Source organism: Curvibacter sp. APW13 (assembly GCF_032337135.1).
GTDB lineage: Bacteria > Pseudomonadota > Gammaproteobacteria > Burkholderiales > Burkholderiaceae_C > Allorhodoferax.
On the sequence record NZ_JAVXZZ010000001.1, the window covers coordinates 77,604 to 96,420 of the forward strand.

Annotated in this window: 16 protein-coding genes; 10 read left to right on the forward strand and 6 right to left on the reverse strand. The window is 65.9% G+C overall.

Annotated features, from left to right (window positions below; all coding sequences use genetic code 11):
- Positions 1-93: 93 nt before the first annotated feature.
- The 3 genes from dxs to xseB all read right to left on the reverse strand — a co-directional run bounded on the left by dxs (position 94) and on the right by xseB (position 3,248).
- Positions 94-1,986, reverse strand: a complete 1,893-nt coding sequence (gene dxs, locus RQP54_RS00330; RefSeq protein ID WP_315676089.1) for a 1-deoxy-D-xylulose-5-phosphate synthase — start codon at positions 1,984-1,986, stop codon at positions 94-96.
- A 69-nt stretch (positions 1,987-2,055) separates the two neighbouring features.
- Entirely contained in the window at positions 2,056-2,994 is a 939-nt protein-coding gene (locus tag RQP54_RS00335; RefSeq protein ID WP_315676090.1) for a farnesyl diphosphate synthase, read from the reverse strand.
- Between the two features lie 2 nt (positions 2,995-2,996).
- The gene (gene xseB, locus RQP54_RS00340; protein WP_315676091.1) at positions 2,997-3,248 is read right to left on the reverse strand and encodes an exodeoxyribonuclease VII small subunit; all 252 of its coding nucleotides are present in this window, start codon (positions 3,246-3,248) and stop codon (positions 2,997-2,999) included.
- A 245-nt stretch (positions 3,249-3,493) separates the two neighbouring features.
- Here xseB and RQP54_RS00345 point away from each other — a divergent pair, with 245 nt between their 5' ends.
- Both RQP54_RS00345 and RQP54_RS00350 read left to right on the forward strand, forming a co-directional pair.
- Positions 3,494-4,651, forward strand: a complete 1,158-nt coding sequence (locus RQP54_RS00345; RefSeq protein ID WP_315676092.1) for an aromatic ring-hydroxylating dioxygenase subunit alpha — start codon at positions 3,494-3,496, stop codon at positions 4,649-4,651.
- A 102-nt stretch (positions 4,652-4,753) separates the two neighbouring features.
- The gene (locus RQP54_RS00350; protein WP_315676093.1) at positions 4,754-5,644 is read left to right on the forward strand and encodes a DMT family transporter; all 891 of its coding nucleotides are present in this window, start codon (positions 4,754-4,756) and stop codon (positions 5,642-5,644) included.
- An 11-nt stretch (positions 5,645-5,655) separates the two neighbouring features.
- On the opposite strand, the gene RQP54_RS00355 is transcribed toward RQP54_RS00350, so the two are convergent.
- The gene (locus RQP54_RS00355; protein WP_315676094.1) at positions 5,656-6,234 is read right to left on the reverse strand and encodes a chalcone isomerase family protein; all 579 of its coding nucleotides are present in this window, start codon (positions 6,232-6,234) and stop codon (positions 5,656-5,658) included.
- A 238-nt stretch (positions 6,235-6,472) separates the two neighbouring features.
- On the opposite strand from RQP54_RS00355, the gene RQP54_RS00360 reads away from it, so the two are divergent.
- Positions 6,473-7,333, forward strand: a complete 861-nt coding sequence (locus RQP54_RS00360; protein ID WP_315676095.1) for a sulfurtransferase — start codon at positions 6,473-6,475, stop codon at positions 7,331-7,333.
- 21 nt (positions 7,334-7,354) lie between these two features.
- On the opposite strand, the gene RQP54_RS00365 is transcribed toward RQP54_RS00360, so the two are convergent.
- Entirely contained in the window at positions 7,355-8,509 is a 1,155-nt protein-coding gene (locus RQP54_RS00365; protein WP_315676096.1) for an ABC transporter substrate-binding protein, read from the reverse strand.
- A 603-nt stretch (positions 8,510-9,112) separates the two neighbouring features.
- Here RQP54_RS00365 and RQP54_RS00370 point away from each other — a divergent pair.
- From RQP54_RS00370 to RQP54_RS00380, 3 genes are read left to right on the forward strand one after another with little or no spacing between them, the layout of a single operon-like run.
- Entirely contained in the window at positions 9,113-10,258 is a 1,146-nt protein-coding gene (locus tag RQP54_RS00370) for a hypothetical protein (RefSeq protein WP_315676097.1), read from the forward strand.
- 13 nt (positions 10,259-10,271) lie between these two features.
- Positions 10,272-10,874: a hypothetical protein gene (locus RQP54_RS00375; protein ID WP_315676098.1), complete on the forward strand. Its 603-nt coding sequence runs from the start codon at positions 10,272-10,274 to the stop codon at positions 10,872-10,874.
- Positions 10,871-12,421: a GMC family oxidoreductase gene (locus RQP54_RS00380; protein WP_315676099.1), complete on the forward strand. Its 1,551-nt coding sequence runs from the start codon at positions 10,871-10,873 to the stop codon at positions 12,419-12,421. The genes RQP54_RS00375 and RQP54_RS00380 overlap by 4 nt, the downstream gene beginning before the upstream one ends.
- Positions 12,422-12,499: 78 nt before the next feature.
- On the opposite strand, the gene RQP54_RS00385 is transcribed toward RQP54_RS00380, so the two are convergent.
- The gene (locus RQP54_RS00385) at positions 12,500-13,789 is read right to left on the reverse strand and encodes a C69 family dipeptidase (RefSeq protein WP_315676100.1); all 1,290 of its coding nucleotides are present in this window, start codon (positions 13,787-13,789) and stop codon (positions 12,500-12,502) included.
- A gap of 126 nt (positions 13,790-13,915) precedes the next feature.
- Here RQP54_RS00385 and RQP54_RS00390 point away from each other — a divergent pair, with 126 nt between their 5' ends.
- From RQP54_RS00390 to RQP54_RS00405, 4 genes are read left to right on the forward strand one after another with little or no spacing between them, the layout of a single operon-like run.
- A complete protein-coding gene (locus RQP54_RS00390) occupies positions 13,916-15,376 on the forward strand; it encodes a carotenoid oxygenase family protein (protein WP_315676101.1) in 1,461 nt (486 codons plus the stop codon).
- Positions 15,373-16,608, forward strand: a complete 1,236-nt coding sequence (locus tag RQP54_RS00395) for an acetyl-CoA acetyltransferase (protein ID WP_315676102.1) — start codon at positions 15,373-15,375, stop codon at positions 16,606-16,608. The genes RQP54_RS00390 and RQP54_RS00395 overlap by 4 nt, the downstream gene beginning before the upstream one ends.
- Positions 16,605-17,795 (forward strand): acetyl-CoA C-acyltransferase, encoded by a 1,191-nt coding sequence (locus tag RQP54_RS00400; RefSeq protein WP_315676103.1) that lies wholly within the window; start codon positions 16,605-16,607, stop codon positions 17,793-17,795. Before RQP54_RS00395 ends, RQP54_RS00400 begins: the two co-directional genes overlap by 4 nt.
- Positions 17,792-18,775, forward strand: coding sequence for a winged helix-turn-helix transcriptional regulator (locus RQP54_RS00405; RefSeq protein ID WP_315676104.1), 984 nt, complete (start codon positions 17,792-17,794; stop codon positions 18,773-18,775). Before RQP54_RS00400 ends, RQP54_RS00405 begins: the two co-directional genes overlap by 4 nt.
- Positions 18,776-18,817 lie beyond the last annotated feature (42 nt).

Consider the following 18,817-nt stretch of genomic DNA (forward strand, 5'->3'; position numbering starts at 1 on the left):
ACCCTGCGGGTTTTCCCTCGAAAATAACCCTAGAAACGACGCCTTCAGCTTTCTGCAAGTGTAGGCAGTGGCACTTGCAAGTTTCGCGTCAGATCAGGCCGCCTTGGGAACCGCGGCGCATGCCAGTGCGGACGCAAAGCGCGCGCGAATTGCAGCCTCGATGCCTGCGGCATCCAGCCCCTGCAAGGCCAGCAGCTTGGCCGGATCACCGTGTTCGATGAACTCGTCGCGCAAGCCCAACTGCAGCACCGGGCGCAGCACACTGGCTGCATTCAATGCTTCCAGCACGGCACTGCCGGCGCCACCCATGATGCAGCCTTCTTCCACCGTGACCAGCGCATCGTGCTGCGCTGCCACTTCCAGCAGCAGGGCGGTGTCGAGCGGCTTGGCCCAACGCATGTTGACCACGGTGGCACCCAAGGCCTCTGCGGCCTGCAGGGCCGGGTAGACCAAGGTACCAAAGGCCAGAATGGCCACGCCCTTGCCCTGCAGGCGCACCTCGCCCTTGCCGAACGGCAAGGGTTCCAGATCCGCCGCGGGCACCACACCCGCACCACTGCCGCGCGGATAGCGCACGGCGACCGGGTGGTTCTGGGCATAGGCGGTGCTCAACAGCTGGCGGCACTCGGCTTCGTCGGCCGGGCAAGCCACGCTGAAGTTGGGAATGCAGCGCAGGTAGGCGATGTCGTAGGCACCGGCGTGGGTGGCGCCGTCGGCCCCCACCAACCCGGCGCGGTCCAGCGCAAACACCACCGGCAGGTTCTGCAGCGCCACGTCGTGGATGGCCTGGTCGTAGGCACGCTGCAGGAAGGTGGAGTAGATCGCCACTACCGGTTTCAGACCTTCACAGGCCAGTCCGGCGGCAAAGGTGACCGCATGCTGCTCGGCAATGCCCACGTCGTAGTAACGGTCCGGGAAGCGCTTGTGGAATTCGACCATGCCCGAGCCTTCGCGCATGGCAGGGGTAATTCCGACCAGCTTGTCGTCCTTCTCGGCCATATCGCACAGCCACTGACCGAACACCTGCGTGAACGTGGTCTTGGGCGGTGTGGCGGGCTTCTGCAGACCCACGGCGGGGTCGAACTTGCCCGGGCCATGGTAGGCAATCGGATCGGCCTCGGCGAGCTTGTAGCCCTGCCCCTTCTTGGTCACCACGTGCAGGAACTGCGGCCCTTGCAGGTGCTTGATGTTCTCCAGCGTGGGGATCAGCGACTCGAGGTCGTGTCCGTCGATGGGACCGATGTAGTTGAACCCGAACTTTTCGAACAGCGTGGCCGGCACCACCATGCCCTTGGCATGTTCCTCGATGCGCTTGGCCAGCTCAAACAGGGGCGGAGCACCCTTGAGCACCGTCTTGCCCACGTTCTTTGCCGCGGCATAGAACTGCCCGCTCATGAGCTGGGCCAGATAGCGGTTGAGCGCACCCACCGGCGGGCTGATGCTCATGTCGTTGTCGTTGAGGATCACCAGCAGCCTGCAGTCTTCCACGCCGCCGTGGTTGAGCGCCTCGAAGGCCATGCCGGCCGTCATGGCACCATCTCCGATGACGGCAATCGCATGGCGGTCCTCACCCTTCTGGCGTGCGGCCAGCGCCATGCCCAGAGCCGCCGAAATCGAGGTACTGGAGTGTGCCGTGCCGAAGGTGTCGTACACGCTTTCGGCCCGCTGCGGGAAGCCGGACAGGCCACCCATCTGGCGCAGCGTGTGCATGCGGTCGCGGCGGCCGGTGAGGATCTTGTGCGGGTAGGTCTGGTGTCCCACGTCCCAGACGATGCGGTCTTCGGGCGTGTTGAACACGTAGTGCAGGGCCACCGTGAGTTCCACCGTGCCCAGGTTGGAGCTCAGGTGTCCACCGGTCTTGGCCACCGATTCCAGCAGGTAGCTGCGCAACTCGTCGGCCAGGCCACGCAACTGGGCTCTCGGCACACGACGCAAGTCCGCCGGGGACTGGATGGAACTCAGGGAGACAGCTTGCGTGTGCGGCATGGTTTCACTACTCTTTTTATAGCTTGTTACGCTTGTTCTATGCGGGCAGGCGGCCGATTTATCCTGAAGTCAGCTGGATCGGCCGACCACCATGTGGGCCAGCGCCTGCAGCGAGCGGGTATCGGCCAAGCCGCTGTCAGCCAGGGCCTGCAGCGACTGCTCCAGCAGCGACTGGGCATAGGCTCGGCTGCGCTCCAGGCCCATGATGGACACGTAGGTCGGCTTGTCGTTGTCGGCGTCCTTGCCGGCGGTCTTGCCCAGCGTGGCGGAATCGGCCGTCACATCCAGAATGTCGTCGACCACCTGGAAGGCCAGGCCGATGGCGGCACCATAGGCCTTGAGGGCCTGCATTGCCACACCCGTTGCTGCAGCACATTCCGCGCCCATGAGCACGCTCGCCTGCAATAGCGCACCGGTCTTGAGCTGGTGCATGGTGCGCAACTGCTGTTCCGACAGCTGCTCGCCCACACTCGCCAAATCGATGGCCTGGCCACCCGCCATGCCCGCACAGCCCGACGCCCGCGCCAGCACGGCGCACAGGCGCGCCTGCACGGCTGCGGGCACGCTGCCGTCCACAGGGGTGAGCAGCTCAAAGGCCAGGGCCTGCAAGGCGTCGCCGGCCAGCAAGGCCGAGGCTTCACCAAAGCGCACATGCACCGTGGGCTTGCCCCGGCGCAGCACGTCGTTGTCCATGCACGGCATGTCATCGTGCACCAGGGAATAGGCATGGATCAGCTCCACCGCGCAGGCCGCGCGCAGCGCTGCCGCCTGCCCCGCTTGGGCATCGGCGCCCGAAGAAGCCACAGCCTCGCATGCCGCCAGCACCAGCAGCGGGCGCAAACGCTTGCCACCATCGAGCACCGCGTAACGCATGGCCTCCACCAGGGCCGCGGGCGCGTCGTGGTCGGCGCTGGCGTCCGAACGTACACTCACCCACTGCGCCAAAGCGCGCTCGACGGTGTCGAGGCGCTGCGCCATCCAGCGCTGGAAATCGAAAGACACGTCCATGGTCACACGGTGCCTGCGCGCTTGGGTTTGAAGACACTGCCGTCGATCAGACGCACCTGCTCTTCCACCGCCTGCAGCTTGCCACGGCAGAAATTCAGCAGTTCGGCACCACGCTGGTAGCTTGAGAGCATCTGCTCCAGCGGCATGCTGCCCGACTCCAGCGCCTCGACGATGCGCTGCAATTCAGCCAGGGCAGCTTCGTAACTGGCAGGGGCTTCGACAGCAGTCGCGGTGGATGGAGGAGCCTTGGGCATGGGTCAGGCGCAGACTGCGCGGCAAAAAAGGCTGATTTTAGGCCCTGGCAGCCAGCCTTCGGGAGCGGTGCGGGGCCAATACCCCTGTTTAAGCCTAGGTCGATCGCGGGGGTGGGGGTACAATCCCGGGCTCTTGGCGGCGCAGGGCACTCACTTCGGGGCTTTGCGCTTTTTGTTTCACCCTGCGCACACCTCCTTCACGTGTGACGCGTCCCCCTGTGGGGAGTCTTTAGGTCAGGTCACCCATGTCTGATTTAAGTCTTCAACTGCAGCCGGCTGTTAGCCAACTACCAGTTTCAAGCTATTTCGATCCAGCGCTGTATGCCCTGGAAATGAAGCAACTTTTTGCACGAGGCCCGAAATACGTCGGCCATGTCCTGTCGGTTCCGGAGCACGGCGACTACTATGCCCTGCCCCAGGAACAAGGGGGACGGGCGCTGGTACGCAACGCCCAGGGGGTGGAACTGATCTCCAATGTCTGCCGCCACCGTCAGGCCGTCATGCTCAAGGGACGCGGCAACCTGCGCGCGCAGGGCTCGGGCAACATCGTGTGCCCCATCCATCGCTGGACCTACAGCGGCGCACCCACAGGCAACAACGCCACCGGTACGCTCATCGGTGCACCCCACTTCAGCCACGACCCGTGCCTGAACCTGAACAACTACCGCCTGCGCGAATGGAACGGTCTGCTGTTCGAGGACAACGGGCGCGACATTGCTGCCGACCTGAACGGCATGGGCCCGCGCGAAGCCCTGAGCTTCGACGGCTTCGTGCTCGACCACGTGGAAATGCACGAGTGCAAGTACAACTGGAAGACCTTCATCGAGGTCTACCTGGAGGACTACCACGTGGCGCCCTTCCACCCGGGCTTGGGCAACTTCGTCACCTGCGACGACCTGCGCTGGGAATTCAAGAGCGAGTACTCGGTACAGACCGTCGGCGTCGCCAAAGGCCTAGCCGCAGCCCTGGCTGGCGGCGGCTCGGCCGTGTACGAGCGCTACAAGAAGGCCTTGCTGGCGGTGCGCGAAGGCCAGGCCCCGAGCTTTGGTGCCGTGTGGCTCACCTACTACCCGCACATCATGGTCGAGGCCTACCCGCATGTGCTGACGGTTTCCACACTGCACCCCATGGGGCCAGACCGCACCATGAACATGGTCGAGTTCTACTACCCGGAAGAAATTGCCGCTTTCGAGCGCGAGTTCGTGGAGGCCCAGCGCGCGGCCTACATGGAGACCTGCATCGAGGACGACGAGATTGGTGAGCGCATGGACGAGGGACGCCGGGCCCTGTACCAGCGCGGCGACAACGAAGTGGGCCCCTACCAGACCCCCATGGAAGACGGTATGCAGCACTTCCACGAGTGGTACCGCCAGCGCATCGCACCCGATGCCATAGGCAGCTGATCCGCTCAATGCCTGACCAAGCGCATCATTTGCTACATTTTCAATAGCTTCTGCCGCAATTTCCGCAAGGGGTTGCGGCATTTTTCATACTAGGATTTCCGCATGCAAGCCTCCTGGATGGTGCTGGGCACCTTCTTCTTCTCGCTCATGGCGGTCGGCATCAAGTACGCGTCGCAGAGCTTCGGCACGCTGGAAATCCTGTTCTACCGCGGCCTGGTTGCCATGGTATTCATGGGCACGGTGCTGGCCGTTCGGCGTATCGACTGGCGCACCCCCGTTCCCATGCTGCACGTGTCACGCAGTGCAGCCGGCGTCTTTGCCATGGGCACCTGGTTCTACGCCATTGCCCAACTGCCCCTGGCCACAGCCATGACGCTGAATTACACGAGCAGCGTCTGGATCGCAGCGTTCATCGTCGGTGGTGCGCTGCTGTACGGCAATGCGCCACAGCGCCAGGGGCCGCTGCTGGCGGCGGTGCTGATGGGCTTCGTTGGCGTGCTGATGGCCCTGCGCCCCACCATGGACCACACCCAGCTGTTTGCAGGTCTGGTCGGCATGATGTCGGGCATGGGCGCGGCCCTGGCCTACATGCAGGTCACCGCCCTGGGCAAGGCAGGAGAGCCGGAAGAACGCGTGGTGTTCTATTTCTCCGTCGGCACCACGCTGGTGGGTCTCGTGGGCATGCTCGCGGGCGGCATCACCACCTGGAGCAGCGTACGCTGGCAGGATGCAGCCTGGCTCATTCCCATCGGCGTGCTGGCCTCGCTGGGCCAGTGGAGCCTGACACGCGCCTATCGCCAAGGCGCCACCCTGGTCGTGGCCAACCTGCAGTACTCGGGCATCGTGTTTGCTTCGCTGTTCAGCGTGGTTCTGTTCAACGACACCATCCCGGTGCTGGGCTGGCTGGGCATCGCGCTCATCGTCGTCAGCGGCATCCTTGCCACCGTGCTGCGCACCCGTGCCCTGCCGCAGACGCCCGCCGAGGACCACTGAGCCTCTCGGGCTCATCGCCCCAGTACGGCGTCCTTGAATCTCCAGTCGGCGGGCGACTTGCCGACCCAGATCGACAGCAAGGCGTTGTAGAACTCGACCTCCTTGAACGGCTCGCCCTGCACCTTGTTGTTGATGGCCAGGACCGCGCCGGTACCCGGCAGCCAGTCGATGGTGAAGCTCTCACCGGCCATGAACTTGCCGTGGTCGCCCAGTATCTGGCCCATGCGTATCAGTCCCGGCACCAGTGGCGCCATCTCGGACTTGTTGGCGTTGTCATCGAACCCACGGATGAATTCCTTGCTGAATTTCTTGGCCTCCACATCCACCAACAGATTGATCTGCATGCGTTTGGGGCCTGGGGCCGACAGTACCTCTTCCGCTGTAGCGGACTTGCGTGTCAGGTAGAGCCCCCCGGCAAAGACCTTGAAGATGGCCTTGTAGCGCACCCCCGCGCCATTCAGGCGCAAGGCCGTACCGCCAAGCGCCAATTCATCGGCGAACTTGACCCCCGCGACATCCACCGTCGCGGCACCCGCCACCGAGCCCCATACCACGCCCAGACAGGCCATCCAACGTTTCCAAACCGGCACCATTCCTGACTCCTCTTGTTGCTATGAATCACCCCGCCATGGCGCATTCCACGGCGCGGGGCACACCGCCACTGCCTGCCATGGAAAGCGGCCAATGCGGCTGGGCGCGGATTCTGATGGTCACCGGAAGGCAGCCGAGTCCCGCAGTCGACAGCACCGCACTCCCGCCGACGACCCTGCGCCGAGACGCCGAAGCGGGCGCTATCATGCGCAGCACCTTCGCACCCAGGACTGCCACATGCCCTATTCCACCCTCATCACCGTCGAACAGCTCCAGGCCCTGCAGTCCAGTGGCAGCCCGCTGGTGATCTTTGACTGCAGTTCCGAGCTCGCGAACCCGCAGGCCGGGCCCGAACAGTTTGCACAGCAGCACATTGCGGGCGCGCGCTATGCCCACCTTGACCTGCACCTCAGCGCCAAGGGGGAGCGCCCGGCCGTCAATGGCGGGCGCCACCCCTTGCCGACCCGCGAGTCGTTCGCCCAATGGATCGGAAGCCAGGGCGTCGGCAACAGCACCCAGGTCGTGGTCTACGACCGCCAGGGCGTGCACTACTGCGGCCGCCTGTGGTGGATGCTGCAATGGCTAGGCCACGAAGCCGTGGCCGTGCTGGACGGCGGACTGCAGGCCTGGGTGGCTGCCGGGGGGGCCACAGCCACCGGTGAAGCGGCACCCGCCACCGCCTGCGACTTTGCACTGCATCCACCCCGTGTCACCCTGGTCGATGCCGATACGGTTCTCGCGCACCTGGGCCAGCCCGACCAGCACATCATTGACGCCCGTGGAGCGCCGCGCTTTCGCGGCGAGGTCGAGCCCCTGGACCCCAAGGCAGGGCACATTCCCGGCGCCCTGAACCGTCCCTTCACCAGCAACTTCGGGCCCGACGGCAAATTCAAACCGGCGGCGCAGCTGCGTTCGGAATTTCAGTCTCTGTTGGGTCAGCGCGATGCGGCCCATGTGGTGCACCATTGCGGCAGCGGCGTGACCGCCGTTCCCAATGTGCTGGCCATGGTCCTGGCGGGCTATCCGACCCCGGCGCTGTTTGCCGGCAGCTGGAGCGAGTGGTGTGCACACCCCGACCGCCCCGTGGCACAGGGCTGACCCAAGGCCTGATCCACACCCCTACTTGATGAGGCGGCCCTGGGAGCCGATGAGCGTCAGCTCGACAAATTTCGAGCCGCTGGCGGCGCCCTGCCCGAAGCTGACCGTGACACCGCCCAGGTTGAGGCCGCGCATTTCCTCCATGGCGGCCACGAAACTGCTGCGCGACAGGTTCTTGCCGGCGCGCCGCAAGCCTTCCGCAGCGAGCTTGGCATTGGCATAGCCCTCCAGGCTCTGGTGCGAAAAGTCGGTGAACCCGGCTGCGGTCATGGCCTGCTGGTACTCCCGCACCAGCGGCAAGGCCGGGTTGGTCGGAAACGGCACCACCTGCGTGATCGCCACCCCCGTGCCTGCCGACCCCAGTGCCTTGATGTTGGAGGCGGTACCCAACACCGACAGGCCGTACAGGGTCAGGCCACGGCGACGCTGGCTGATGCCCTTGATGGCCTCGATGGCCGGCTTGCCTGCCAGACCGAGCAACACCGCCTCGGCACTGCTCCCCGCAGCCTTCTCTGCCACGGCATTCACGTCCGAGGCATCGTTCTCCACCGACGCCACCAATACGGGCTTGAGCCCGCGCTTTTCCATGGCCGCATGGGCGGCGGCCAGGTATTCCTTGCCGAAGGCATTGTTCTGGTGGATCACAGCGAGGCGCTGGATGCCCACCGTGGCCAGATGTTCCACCGAGCGCTCCACCTCGTCGGCATAGCTGGCCCGCAGGTTGAAGACACCAGAGAGCGACTTCGCACGCACCGAGTTGGCGCCGGTGTAGGGTGTGATCACGGGCATGCCCGCCGACTGCGCCAGCGGGATCAAGGCTTCATTGTTGGCAGTGCCAAAGCTGCCGAAGAATGCGAATGCGCTTGCGTTGGCGATCACACCCTGGGCGATCTCCACCGTCTTCTTCGGGTCGTAGGCGTCGTCATGGACCACCAGCTTGACGCTGCGACCCTGCACACCACCGCGTGCGTTGAGGGCGTCGAAGTACACCTTGGCGCCCCGGCTGAATTCCTGTCCCAGGTCGCCGAGCGGGCCGGTCAGTGCCACTGTCTGCTCCAGCACGATGGGCTCCGTCGTGTCGGCACGGACCTGCCAGGGAGCCAAAGACAGGGCACACAGTGGAAGCAGCGCGCAGGCCAACCACCGACGCCGGGGAGAGAACAGGGAATGGGACATGATGTTTCGAAGGCCACCGTTGAGAGTCGCGGGATTGTCGATGTCCCGCCAGCCCGGGCAGTTACGGGATTACCCCCGACTTTGTCACCCGGACAACGATTGGGTGCGATTGGAGCCTGCCGGTTTGACAGGTGCCTGACGAACAAGCCCCGCCACGCCCATTCGCCCAGGTCCAGCCGACATCGTCTTCTGCAAGTTTGCGCGCTAAGTGCTTGATTTTCCTCGCACTGGTGAACTGTTCAGACTTCCTGTGGATAACTTTGTTGATATCCGCAGGCGGAAGGCCCGCAACCCGCATGCATCAAGGCTTTCCTTGGCCTGCACGGTTTTTTGGCACATTTCTAAAACCTATGAAAATCAACAACTTACGTGTGCTATGGGGTTTGTAGCGCAGGCTGCCTCACTCCAGGCCAGGCCGCACAACACCCAGGAAAAATGTGCATAACCGCCCCTGGCAGCTGCCCGGACCACGCGGTTCTGTGCTAGGCACAGGCCATGGCACCGGATACAGGCCTTCGAGTCATACCCCCGGAGGTTTTCCCCTACAGACAGTGCCCGATGACCTGCACTAAGGTGGTGTCCCTGCTTTCCTCCTGCTCTGGCATGCTGTCTGTCCGAACCTTTTTGGGGCTGCTACTGGCCCTGTGCCTGGCCTGGTTTCTCTGGACCCTGACCGGATACCCCGACGCCATGCCACCCTCCGCCGATCCGCACGCGACGGTGGTGGAGTCCATCGGCTCCAATACCGGCAAAGGCAACATGCTGGCGGTGCAGCCTTGGCTGACTGCTCGCGACTACGCCAATGCCGACACGCTGGAACGCAAACTCGCCACCTACCTGCAGCTGGCACAGGACAAGGGCTGGCTCCATGGTGGCAAGACGGTGGTGGTATGGCCCGAATACACCGGCACCTGGCTGGTCGCCGCCAACGAAAAGCAGGCCGCTCTGGAAGCACCCGGCATCGTATCGGCGCTGACCACGGTGGCCTTGACCCACCTACCCGCATATGCCTTCCGCTTGCTCACCGCCCCTGCCGTCGCTGCGAAGGATCGATGGGCACTGTTCACGCTCAAGAGCCGCAGCATGGCGGCGGACTACGAAACCGTGTTCGGCAACCTTTCCCGCCGCTTTGGTGTCTACATGGTGGCGGGTTCCACCGTGCTGCCCTCCCCGACCCTGGTCAAAGGTCACCTGGTCGTGCAACCGGGCCAGCCGCTGGTGGCCATGAGTGCCGTGTTTGCCCCCGATGGACGCATTCAGGCGCCGCTGGTGCTCAAGTCTTTCCCCATCGCCGACGAGCTGGATTTCGCCATTCCCGCGCGCTCCGCACAGGCGCCCCTGTTCGTCACCGATGCGGGCAAGCTGGCGGTATTGATCTGTGCCGACGCCTGGTACCCGGCGTCCTACGATCTCCTGCGGGGTGCCGGGGCCACGCTGATGGCCGTGCCCTCGTTCTCTGCCGGCAATGGTGCCTGGAGCGTTCCCTGGGCCGGCTACAACGGGGCCCCGAACGCCGCTGACGTGGATACCCGCGACATCGGCACCTTGACTGAAGCACAGGCTTGGCACAAGTACGCCATGCAGGCGCGTGCGCCAGCGATCGGCGTGCACACGGCTGCCAACGTATTCTTGCGCGGCCAGCTCTGGGACCTGGGCTCCGACGGTGGCACGCTCACCCTGCAGCGTGGTCAGCCCCATGCGGCCCCAGTGGTCGCCACCAGTGCCATGACCAACCTCTGGATCCACTGAACCATACCGTTCCATGCACCTCCCCCATTCCCCCTCATCCCTCGAATGGCACGGCCTGGGCCGACGCCGCTTTCTGCGCCTGCTCGGTACCCTGGGCGCCGCCGGTGCCACCGCCCCCCTGCTGACGGCGTGCTCCGGTGCAGATGCGCCCGCTCAGCGCCTGCTGGTGCTGTCTTCCGGCCAGGCTGTCACCATGGCAGCCATCGCCGCCGCCGTCGTGCCGTCACAGCAAGGCTTTCCCTCCGTGGCGCAGGCCCAGGTGGTGCAGCGCCTGGACGAGGAGCTGTGGCTGTCCGACGCCAGCATCCAGGACGACATGCGCGCCGCGCTGGACGTAGCCGAATGGCTGCCGTTGGCCTACGGGCATTTCAGCCGTTTCACGCGCCTGGAACGCACGGCCCAGCAGGCCTTGCTGCAGCGCTGGATGGCCTCCAGCGTGGAGACCGTGCGCGCCATCGGCACCAACCTCAAGCTGGTGTCGCACTTCATGTACTTCGGCCACCCCAGCACCTGGGCCGCCATCGGCTACGACGGCCCGTTCCAGAAGCGCGCGCCCATCGTTAGCGAGCAGCGCAAGGCCTATGCCCTGCGCGTGCAACAGGGAGCAGCGAAATGAGCGGGAAGATCTGGCAAGGCAAGGACATCACCGCCGACACGACCATCGAGGCCGACGTCTGCATCATCGGCTCGGGCTGTGGCGGTGCGACTTTGGCCAAGCAACTCGCGCTGGCCGGGCGCACGGTGGTGGTGCTGGAGCGTGGGGGCTACTACACCGAGGCCGACTTCGACCAGGACGAGCTCAACATGAACGGCAAGCTCTCCGCCAACCGCAGCCTCAAGAGCAGCACCGACGGCGGCACGCTGCTGCTGTCGGGCAACAACGTCGGTGGGGCTTCCGTGCACTACTGGGCCGACACCTACCGCACACCGCAGGACCGGCTGGACCACTGGACGCAGCGCTACGGCCTCACCGGCCACGGCGCGGCCGAACTCAGCCCGGCCTGGGACGCTCTCGACAAGGTGCTGAACGTGCACCGCGCCGACGAGGAACACCACAACCGCATGAACCAGCTGCTGCGCGAAGGCGCGAAGAAGCTGGGCTGGGAAGGCAATGCCGTGCCGCAGGCGCGCAAGGGCTGTGTCAAGAGCGGCCACTGCATGCAGGGCTGCCTGTACGCGGCCAAGCAAAGCCAGCTGGTCACGCACATCCCGCAGGCTGTGGCCGCGGGTGCGAACGTGTACGCAGACATCCTGGCCGAGAAGCTCACCCATGCCAACGGGAAGGTGAGCAGCCTGGCTTGCCGGGTGATGGACCGCGCCACCAACCGCCCCTCCGGTCACACGCTCAACGTGCACGCCAAGCAATTCGCCGTTGCCGCCGGTGGCTACTACAGCGCGCCCTTCCTCATCGCCAACGGCCTGCAGAGCCAGTTGCCCGCGCTGGGCCAGCACTTCGGCATGAACCCGACCGCCTGGGCCTTCGGCCTGTACGACGAGGACATCACGCTCTGGCGCAACATCCCGGCGGCCTTCGGCGTGGAGGAATTCCGCCTGGCCCGCTTCGATGCGCAAAACCGCTACCTGGAGGGCGGCTACCTGCTCATGGCCAACCAGGTGCAGCCTGGCACCCTGGCCGGCACCATGCCGCTCATGGGCGACGAGATCGGCGAATGGATGGGCCAGGCCCACAAGATCGGCAGCACCATCGTCTGGTTGGACGACTACGAGGAAGAGCTGGGCACCATCGGCATCAACGCCGACGGCTCGCCCAAGGTGGACTATCCCTATGGCCCGGTCACCACGGCCATGCTGCGCGATTCGATGAAGAAGCAGGTGCAGGTGCTGTTTGCCACTGGGGCCCGCAAGGTGCTGCTGGGCAGCGGGCGGCGCGTCATGCTCGACAGCGCCAACGACCTCTCGGCCATCGACCAGCTCGACATCACGGGCGGTGGCCTCTTCATGGCGGCACCCCACCCCTTCGGTGGCTGCCGCATGGGGGCGGACCCGAAAACGTCGGTGGTGGGCATGGACCACCGCGTGCACGGGTTTTCCAACCTGTTCGTGGCCGACCCCTCGGTGTTCCCCACCGGGCCCTCGGTGGATCCAAGCTTCACCATCATGGCCTTCAGCACGGTAGCAGCGAAGCACATGCTGGCAGCCTGACCCAAGCCCGATTTGAGGGCAAATTCAGCTTCCAGCCCTCACAGATATTGCGTAGACAGCTACCAATTCAATAGCAACTCAGACGAAGCGCTGGGCTGACGCTGCGGCCTCCCGTGCCGCAGCCTGGCGCCACCAGCGCCCCAGCAAGCCTCGACCCTGCCAGTCTCCCACGCGGGCCTGGGCCTGCCAGCGCGCGCGCCAGTCGGCCGCCTGCTGCGCCCAGCTACCATCCACCGCCTCACCGCGTTCCAAGGCGCTCCACCACTGCGCCTCCAGCGCGTCGCGTTCGGCGCGCAGGCGTTGGCGGAAGTCGGCATCGAACAGCGCGCGCTGGTGCACCGGCTCCCATGCGGCCCAGGCGCTGGCCGACACCGGGGTGTCTGGGGCCAGCACGAGGCTGCTGCTGGGGCGTTCGGCACCGACCGGCAGCGGCTCGAACAGCGACAGGCACGGTGCCGACGTGCCGGTGGCCGCCACTTGCACCGGCCTACCCACTTCCAGCCGCGCAATCAGCGAAGCCGTGGTCTGCGACGGCCGCCAGAAGCTGGCCGCATGCAGGCACACCTGCCGGTTGTCGTGGCGGGCAAAGTCGTCGCCATGCTGCCCGTGGTCGCGCAGACGCGCCGTCAGCGCCTGCCACGAAGGCACCAGCCCACAGGCCAGTGCCTCGGCATTGAGCGCGCGGCGGCGGTGGGCACCGCCGACCCAGGCATACAGGCGGGTATCGAAGGCCTTGCCGAAGTGGAACGGCGCCTTGCCATCCCACAGTCCCAGCTTGCGGGCGGCGTCCTGCAGCCCCGGGCTGCTGAGGTCAAAGTCCTCCCCCAGCGAGTAGCAGTTGGAAATGGCCCAGGCCTGCACGCGCTTGGCGGCCCACAGCCGCCCGGCCGTTTCCAGCACCCAGGCCTCGTGTGCATCGGCAATGAGAAAGCTGTTGTCGTAGCGAAAGCCCTTGTCGCGGTAGCCCGCTGGCCCGCCCTGCCCGTGCGCCTGGAGCAGCTCGGTAATGATGTCCAGCGCTTCGCGGGCCGTGGCGGCGCGCTCCAGCCCCAGGCGCAGCAGGTCCATGCCCAGCAGCGACTGGCCCTTTTTGTCCACCAGCTTGCTGAACACCGCCTCGTTGCCGATGGCCACGCCCTGCGCGTTGACACCGATCTCGCCGCCCCAGATCCAGCTCGGCTGCGACAGCAGCACGCCGTGGCGCTGTGGCAGCTGCGGCACGTCGATATAGGTGCAGCGCACACGGGCTGCCGCATCACCCGCCACCGCGCCGCGCCACACCAAGGCCTGCGGCTCGTCGCTCTCGCGGTCGCTGTTCTTGGCAAACCAGCCTACGCCCTCGTGGCGCACATACAGGGTGTCACACATCGCTTGTCCTCCTGGGTGCATTCTCTGGCCCTGCGCGGGAAAGTCACCTGCGCGATAACCCTGCTTGTCCGACACCGGCGGATGCCGTATTCTCGGTTCAATTAAGAAAGCAATCAGGAGACAGGCATGAACGCACCGGTACCCGCCCACAACCTCGCCCCCTTTGGCGACGACTACGGCCCGCTCCTGCAGGGTGTGTACGCCCCGGTGGCGGACGAGTGCCAGCTGACCGAGCTGCCGCTGCTCCAAGGTGCCATCCCGGCCGACCTGAATGGCGTGTACCTGCGCGCCGGCCCCAACACCCGATTTGCGCCCAATGGCCGCTACCACCCCTTCGATGGCGACGGCATGGTGCACGCGGCGCAGTTCGCGGCAGGACGCCTGACCTACCGCAACCGCTGGGTGCGCACCGACGCCTGGAAGGAAGAGGATGCGGCTGGAAAGTCCACCTTCTACGGCATCCGCGAAACGCTCAAGGGCCGCCCCGACAAGCGCCTCAAGGACAGCGCCAACACCGACATGGTGGCCCATGCCGGACGGGCCCTGGCGCTGTGGTACATGAGCGGCGACGCCTACGAGCTCGACCCCACCACGCTGGAAACGCTGGGCAAATCGCAAGCCGTGACCGCCAGCGGCGGCGGCATCTCGGCCCACGCCAAGGTGGATGAAATTGCCGAAGAGCTGATGTTCTTCGACTACGGCCTGGAAGCGCCCTACATGCACTATGGTGTGGTGGGGCCAGATGGGAAGCTCAAGCACTACGTGCCCATTGACCTGCCGGGCCCGCGCCTGCCGCACGACATGGCCATCACCGAACACTATGCCGTGCTGCACGACCTGCCGCTGTTCCACGACCCCGAGGCCCTGAAGCTGGGGCGCCACAAAATCTGCTTCTTCCCCGACGTTCCCACGCGCTTTGGCGTGATCCCGCGCCTGGGGGCGAGCGACAGCATCCGCTGGTTCGAGTTCAGCCCCTGCTTTGTCTACCACGTGGTCAATGCCTGGGAGGATGGTGACTGGGTAGAGATGGTGGGTTGCCGCTACATGCCGGTACGCCACGCAGACGGCAGCATCGACGCCAACCGCACCGCGCGCGACGTGGCCGAACTGGTGATGCACGCGCGCCTGTGGCACTGGCGCATGAACCTGAGAACCGGTGAAAGTCAGGAGCGCGAACTCGACGGCGAGCGCAACGTCGAGTTCCCCACCTACAACAGCGCCCGCACCGGCCGCTTCACCCGTTACGGCTACCTGGTGGACCACTCCGATGTGAACACCTTGCAGTGGGCTGGCATCCGCAAGTACGACCTGACCACGGGGGAATGCCTGAGCGCCTGGAGCGACAGCCTGGAACACAGCTGGTATTCCGAGCCCTGGTTTGCCAGCGCCGACAACCCGCAAAGCGAAGACCACGGCTATGTCATTGCCTTCCAGTGGCACGACCAGCTGCAGCGCCAGACCCTGGACATCTTCGATGCCCGCGACCTGAACCAGGGCCCCGTAGCGCAGGTGGCCATGCCGGTGCGCATTCCGCTGGGCTTCCACGGCTGCTGGATGGCGGCGCACCGCATGAAAGCTAAGGTATGACCGCAGGGGTGTTTGTATTGGGCGGCTTTCAGACCGACTTCGCCAAGGTCTGGTCGCGCCAGGGGCAGGACATTTCGGACATGGTGCGCGAAGCCACCTACGGGGTGCTGCAGCAGTGCCGCCTCGACCCCGGCGCCATCGAGAGTATCCACGTCGGCAACGCCTTTGGCGAAGCGCAGCGCCAGCAGGGGCACCTGGGGGCCATGGTGGCCCAGGTGGTGCCCGAGCTGTGGGGCGTGCCGGCCATGCGCCACGAAGGGGCCTGTGCCTCGTCCTCGCTGGCCGTGCTGGCGGCCATGGCCGAGATCGAAGCCGGGCGCTACGACTGCGTGCTGGTGCTGGGCGTGGAAGAGTTCAAGAACCTGCCCGGTGACCTGGCCTCGCAAAACCAGAATGCCGCCTCCTGGCAGGGGCACGAGGACATTGACTGCACCTTCATGTGGCCCGCGGCCTTTGGCCTGGTGGCGCGCGAATACGACGAGCGCTACGGCCTGGACCGGCAGTGGCTCAACCAGATCGCCAAACAAAATTACGCCAACGCCAAAGACAACCCGCTGGCGCAAACACGCAAGTGGGCGTTTGATGACTTGAGCTTCACCGACGACGACGAAGCCAATCCGGTGATCGAGCCCGGCACCCGCAGGCAAGACTGCGGGCAGATCACCGATGGGGCCTGCGCCGTGGTGCTGGTGTCCGAACGCTTTTTGCAGCGCCATGCCCGCCACGTTGGGCACATGCAAAGCGACTACGCGCGCATCGCCGGATGGGGCCACCGCACGGCGGGCCTGCGTCTACAGGACAAATTCGAGCGTAGCCGCAATGAGCCCTATGTGTTTGGGCACCTGCGCCAGGCCATCGAAGACGCGTGGCGGCGAGCGGGCATTGGTGGCATCGACGCGGTGCAAGGCGTGGAAACGCACGACTGTTTCACCATCACCGAATACCTGGCCATCGACCACCTGGGGCTCACCCCACCGGGCATGAGCTGGCAGGCGGTGGAGAGCGGGCGCATCGCCCCCGGTGGCAGCTGCCCCGTGAACCGCAGCGGCGGCCTCATCGGCTGCGGCCACCCGGTAGGGGCCACCGGTGCGCGCATGCTGTGGGACGCGGCACGCCAGGTGACCGGCCAGGCCCAGGCCATGCAGATCGACGGTGCCCAGCGCATGCAGACGCTCAACATCGGCGGCTCGTGCGCTACGGTCGTGTCTTTCGTGGTCGAACGCGCCCCATGACCTACATCATCGAAGCCCTGCGCACCCCACGCGGGCGCGGCAACAGCCGGGGGGCGCTGGCGGGCGTGGCCCCAGTGGAACTGCTGGCCCAGCCGCTGCGCGCCTTGGCCGCCGCCCAGCCCCAGGCCTGTGCCGAAGCGCAGGATGTCATCGTCGGCTGCGTGACGCAGCACAGCGGACAAGCGGGCAACATCGCACGCCTGGCCGCATTGCAGGCCGGCTGGAGCGACAGCGTGCCCGGCGTCACGCTCAACCGCTACTGTGCCTCCGGCCTCTCCGCTACGCTTTTTGCAGCGCAGTGCGCACATTCCACGGGGGCTGTGGCCGTTTCCGGGGGGGTGGAGATGATGTCCAACACGCCCATGGGCGCGGATGCGGCACCACTCTTTGCCGACACGGAATTGCAGCGGCGGCTGAACCTAGTGCCGATTGGCTTGGCCGCTGACGCGGTCGCCACGCTGGAGGGCTTCACCCGCGCGCAATGCGATGCCTATGCCTTGGCCTCGCAGCAGCGGGCGCAGGCAGCACTTGCCCAGGGCCACTTCCGTTCGCTGGTGCCTGTGACGGACGCGCACGGCACCACGCTGCTGGCGCAGGACGAAACGCCACGTGCCGCCACCAGTGCCGAGAGCCTGGCGCGCACGCCGTTGGCCTTCGACAGGCTGCCGGATTTCAGTGCTTCACTCTGTGACGAACTCAAGCTTTCGGCGCTTACCCACGTACACCACGCGGCCAATGCCCCCGCCACGGCCGACGGCGCATCCGTCTGCCTGCTCGCAGGGGATGCCGCCGTGCGCCGCCTGGGCCTGCGGCCGCGTGCGCGCATCGTCTCGCACGCCACACTGGCCGTGAACCGCACCCTGGCCCTGACCGGCGCGGTGGACGCCACCCAATGGGCCTTGCAGCGTGCCGGGCTAGACGTAGCGGACATCGATCTCTTTGAAGTGAACGAATCCTTTGCCGCGCTGATGTTGCACTACCAGCGCCACCTCGGTGTGCCGCACGAGCGGCTCAACGTGAACGGCGGTGCCATCGCCCTGGGCCATGCCATGGGCTCCACCGGTTGTGCGCTCGTCAGCATGGCGCTGGACGAACTGGAGCGCCGCCAGCAGCGCTATGCCGTGGTGGCCCTGTGCGGCGCCACAGGCCTTGCAGCAGCTGCCGTGCTGGAGCGACTCCCCGCGTGACCTCCGCCGCGCTGCTGGACACAGCTGCTGCGCCCTTGGCGCCGCAGGACCTGCACCGTGCGCTGATGCACGGACCGTTGAGCCAGGGCCTGCACTACCTCGGCGAGCGTTGGACCGTCGCCATCCTCCTGGGGGCGTTCATGGGCACCAAGCGCTTCGAGGGCTGGCTCTCGCTGCTGGGCATCCCGCGCGCCACGCTGTCCGACCGCTTGCGCAGCCTGTGCCAGCTGGGTGTACTGGAGCGGCGCGACAGCAGCGGCAGCTACCACCTCAGCCCCGCGGGCCTGGCACTGTACGACGCGGTGCTGATGATCTGGGACTGGGAGCGCCGCTTCGGCGGACGCGACCTGGCCATGCCCACCACCCTGGTTCACCAGCCTTGTGGCCATGCATTCACGCCCGAGTTGACCTGCCGGCACTGCCCGGCCCCGGCCCACTTGCACCGCCTGCGACTGGAGCTGGTACCGTCCTCGGGCCTGACGCCACCGCGTCTGCCGCCCGCTACCCGCCAGCGCGGGGCCCGCATGGGCGACAGCGCGCATACCGCCCGCATGGGCCTGGGTCTGCGTGTGGACCGGTGGGCACTGCTGTGCGTTGCCGCCGTGATGCTCGGCTGCCACCATTTCAGCAGCCTGCAAGTCACCCTCGGGGTATCCAGCGCGGTGCTGGCGAGGCGTCTGGCTGCGCTGGTGGATGCCGGCCTGCTGCATGTGGATGCCGACCGATCCGATGCCCGCAAGCGCCACTACGCGCTGACCCCTGCGAGTCACGCGCTGCTGGGCTACATCGTGTGCTTCGACCACTGGGCCGCCACGCACTTGACCCACTGCCAGCCCACCATCGCCCCGGTCCACGCGGACTGTGGCACCCTTTTTGTGCCAACGACCGCCTGCAGCCATTGCCATTCCCGCTTGCTGCCACGGGAAGTCACCGGCCTGCGAAGCAACGCTTTACTTCAAGACTCGCCGCTAAGTCCTTGATTCTTCACGACCTGCAGCACAATCCCACATTCCTGTGGATAA

What these genes read in the sequence shown, in the direction of transcription:
- dxs (WP_315676089.1), bottom strand. Translation starts at nt 1,986, where the DNA reads ATGCCGCACACGCAAGCTGTCTCCCTGAGTTCCATCCAGTCCCCGGCG.
- RQP54_RS00335 (WP_315676090.1), bottom strand. Translation starts at nt 2,994, where the DNA reads ATGGACGTGTCTTTCGATTTCCAGCGCTGGATGGCGCAGCGCCTCGAC.
- xseB (WP_315676091.1), bottom strand. Translation starts at nt 3,248, where the DNA reads ATGCCCAAGGCTCCTCCATCCACCGCGACTGCTGTCGAAGCCCCTGCC.
- RQP54_RS00345 (WP_315676092.1), top strand. Translation starts at nt 3,494, where the DNA reads ATGTCTGATTTAAGTCTTCAACTGCAGCCGGCTGTTAGCCAACTACCA.
- RQP54_RS00350 (WP_315676093.1), top strand. Translation starts at nt 4,754, where the DNA reads ATGCAAGCCTCCTGGATGGTGCTGGGCACCTTCTTCTTCTCGCTCATG.
- RQP54_RS00360 (WP_315676095.1), top strand. Translation starts at nt 6,473, where the DNA reads ATGCCCTATTCCACCCTCATCACCGTCGAACAGCTCCAGGCCCTGCAG.
- RQP54_RS00365 (WP_315676096.1), bottom strand. Translation starts at nt 8,509, where the DNA reads ATGTCCCATTCCCTGTTCTCTCCCCGGCGTCGGTGGTTGGCCTGCGCG.
- RQP54_RS00370 (WP_315676097.1), top strand. Translation starts at nt 9,113, where the DNA reads ATGCTGTCTGTCCGAACCTTTTTGGGGCTGCTACTGGCCCTGTGCCTG.
- RQP54_RS00375 (WP_315676098.1), top strand. Translation starts at nt 10,272, where the DNA reads ATGCACCTCCCCCATTCCCCCTCATCCCTCGAATGGCACGGCCTGGGC.
- RQP54_RS00380 (WP_315676099.1), top strand. Translation starts at nt 10,871, where the DNA reads ATGAGCGGGAAGATCTGGCAAGGCAAGGACATCACCGCCGACACGACC.
- RQP54_RS00385 (WP_315676100.1), bottom strand. Translation starts at nt 13,789, where the DNA reads ATGTGTGACACCCTGTATGTGCGCCACGAGGGCGTAGGCTGGTTTGCC.
- RQP54_RS00390 (WP_315676101.1), top strand. Translation starts at nt 13,916, where the DNA reads ATGAACGCACCGGTACCCGCCCACAACCTCGCCCCCTTTGGCGACGAC.
- RQP54_RS00395 (WP_315676102.1), top strand. Translation starts at nt 15,373, where the DNA reads ATGACCGCAGGGGTGTTTGTATTGGGCGGCTTTCAGACCGACTTCGCC.
- RQP54_RS00400 (WP_315676103.1), top strand. Translation starts at nt 16,605, where the DNA reads ATGACCTACATCATCGAAGCCCTGCGCACCCCACGCGGGCGCGGCAAC.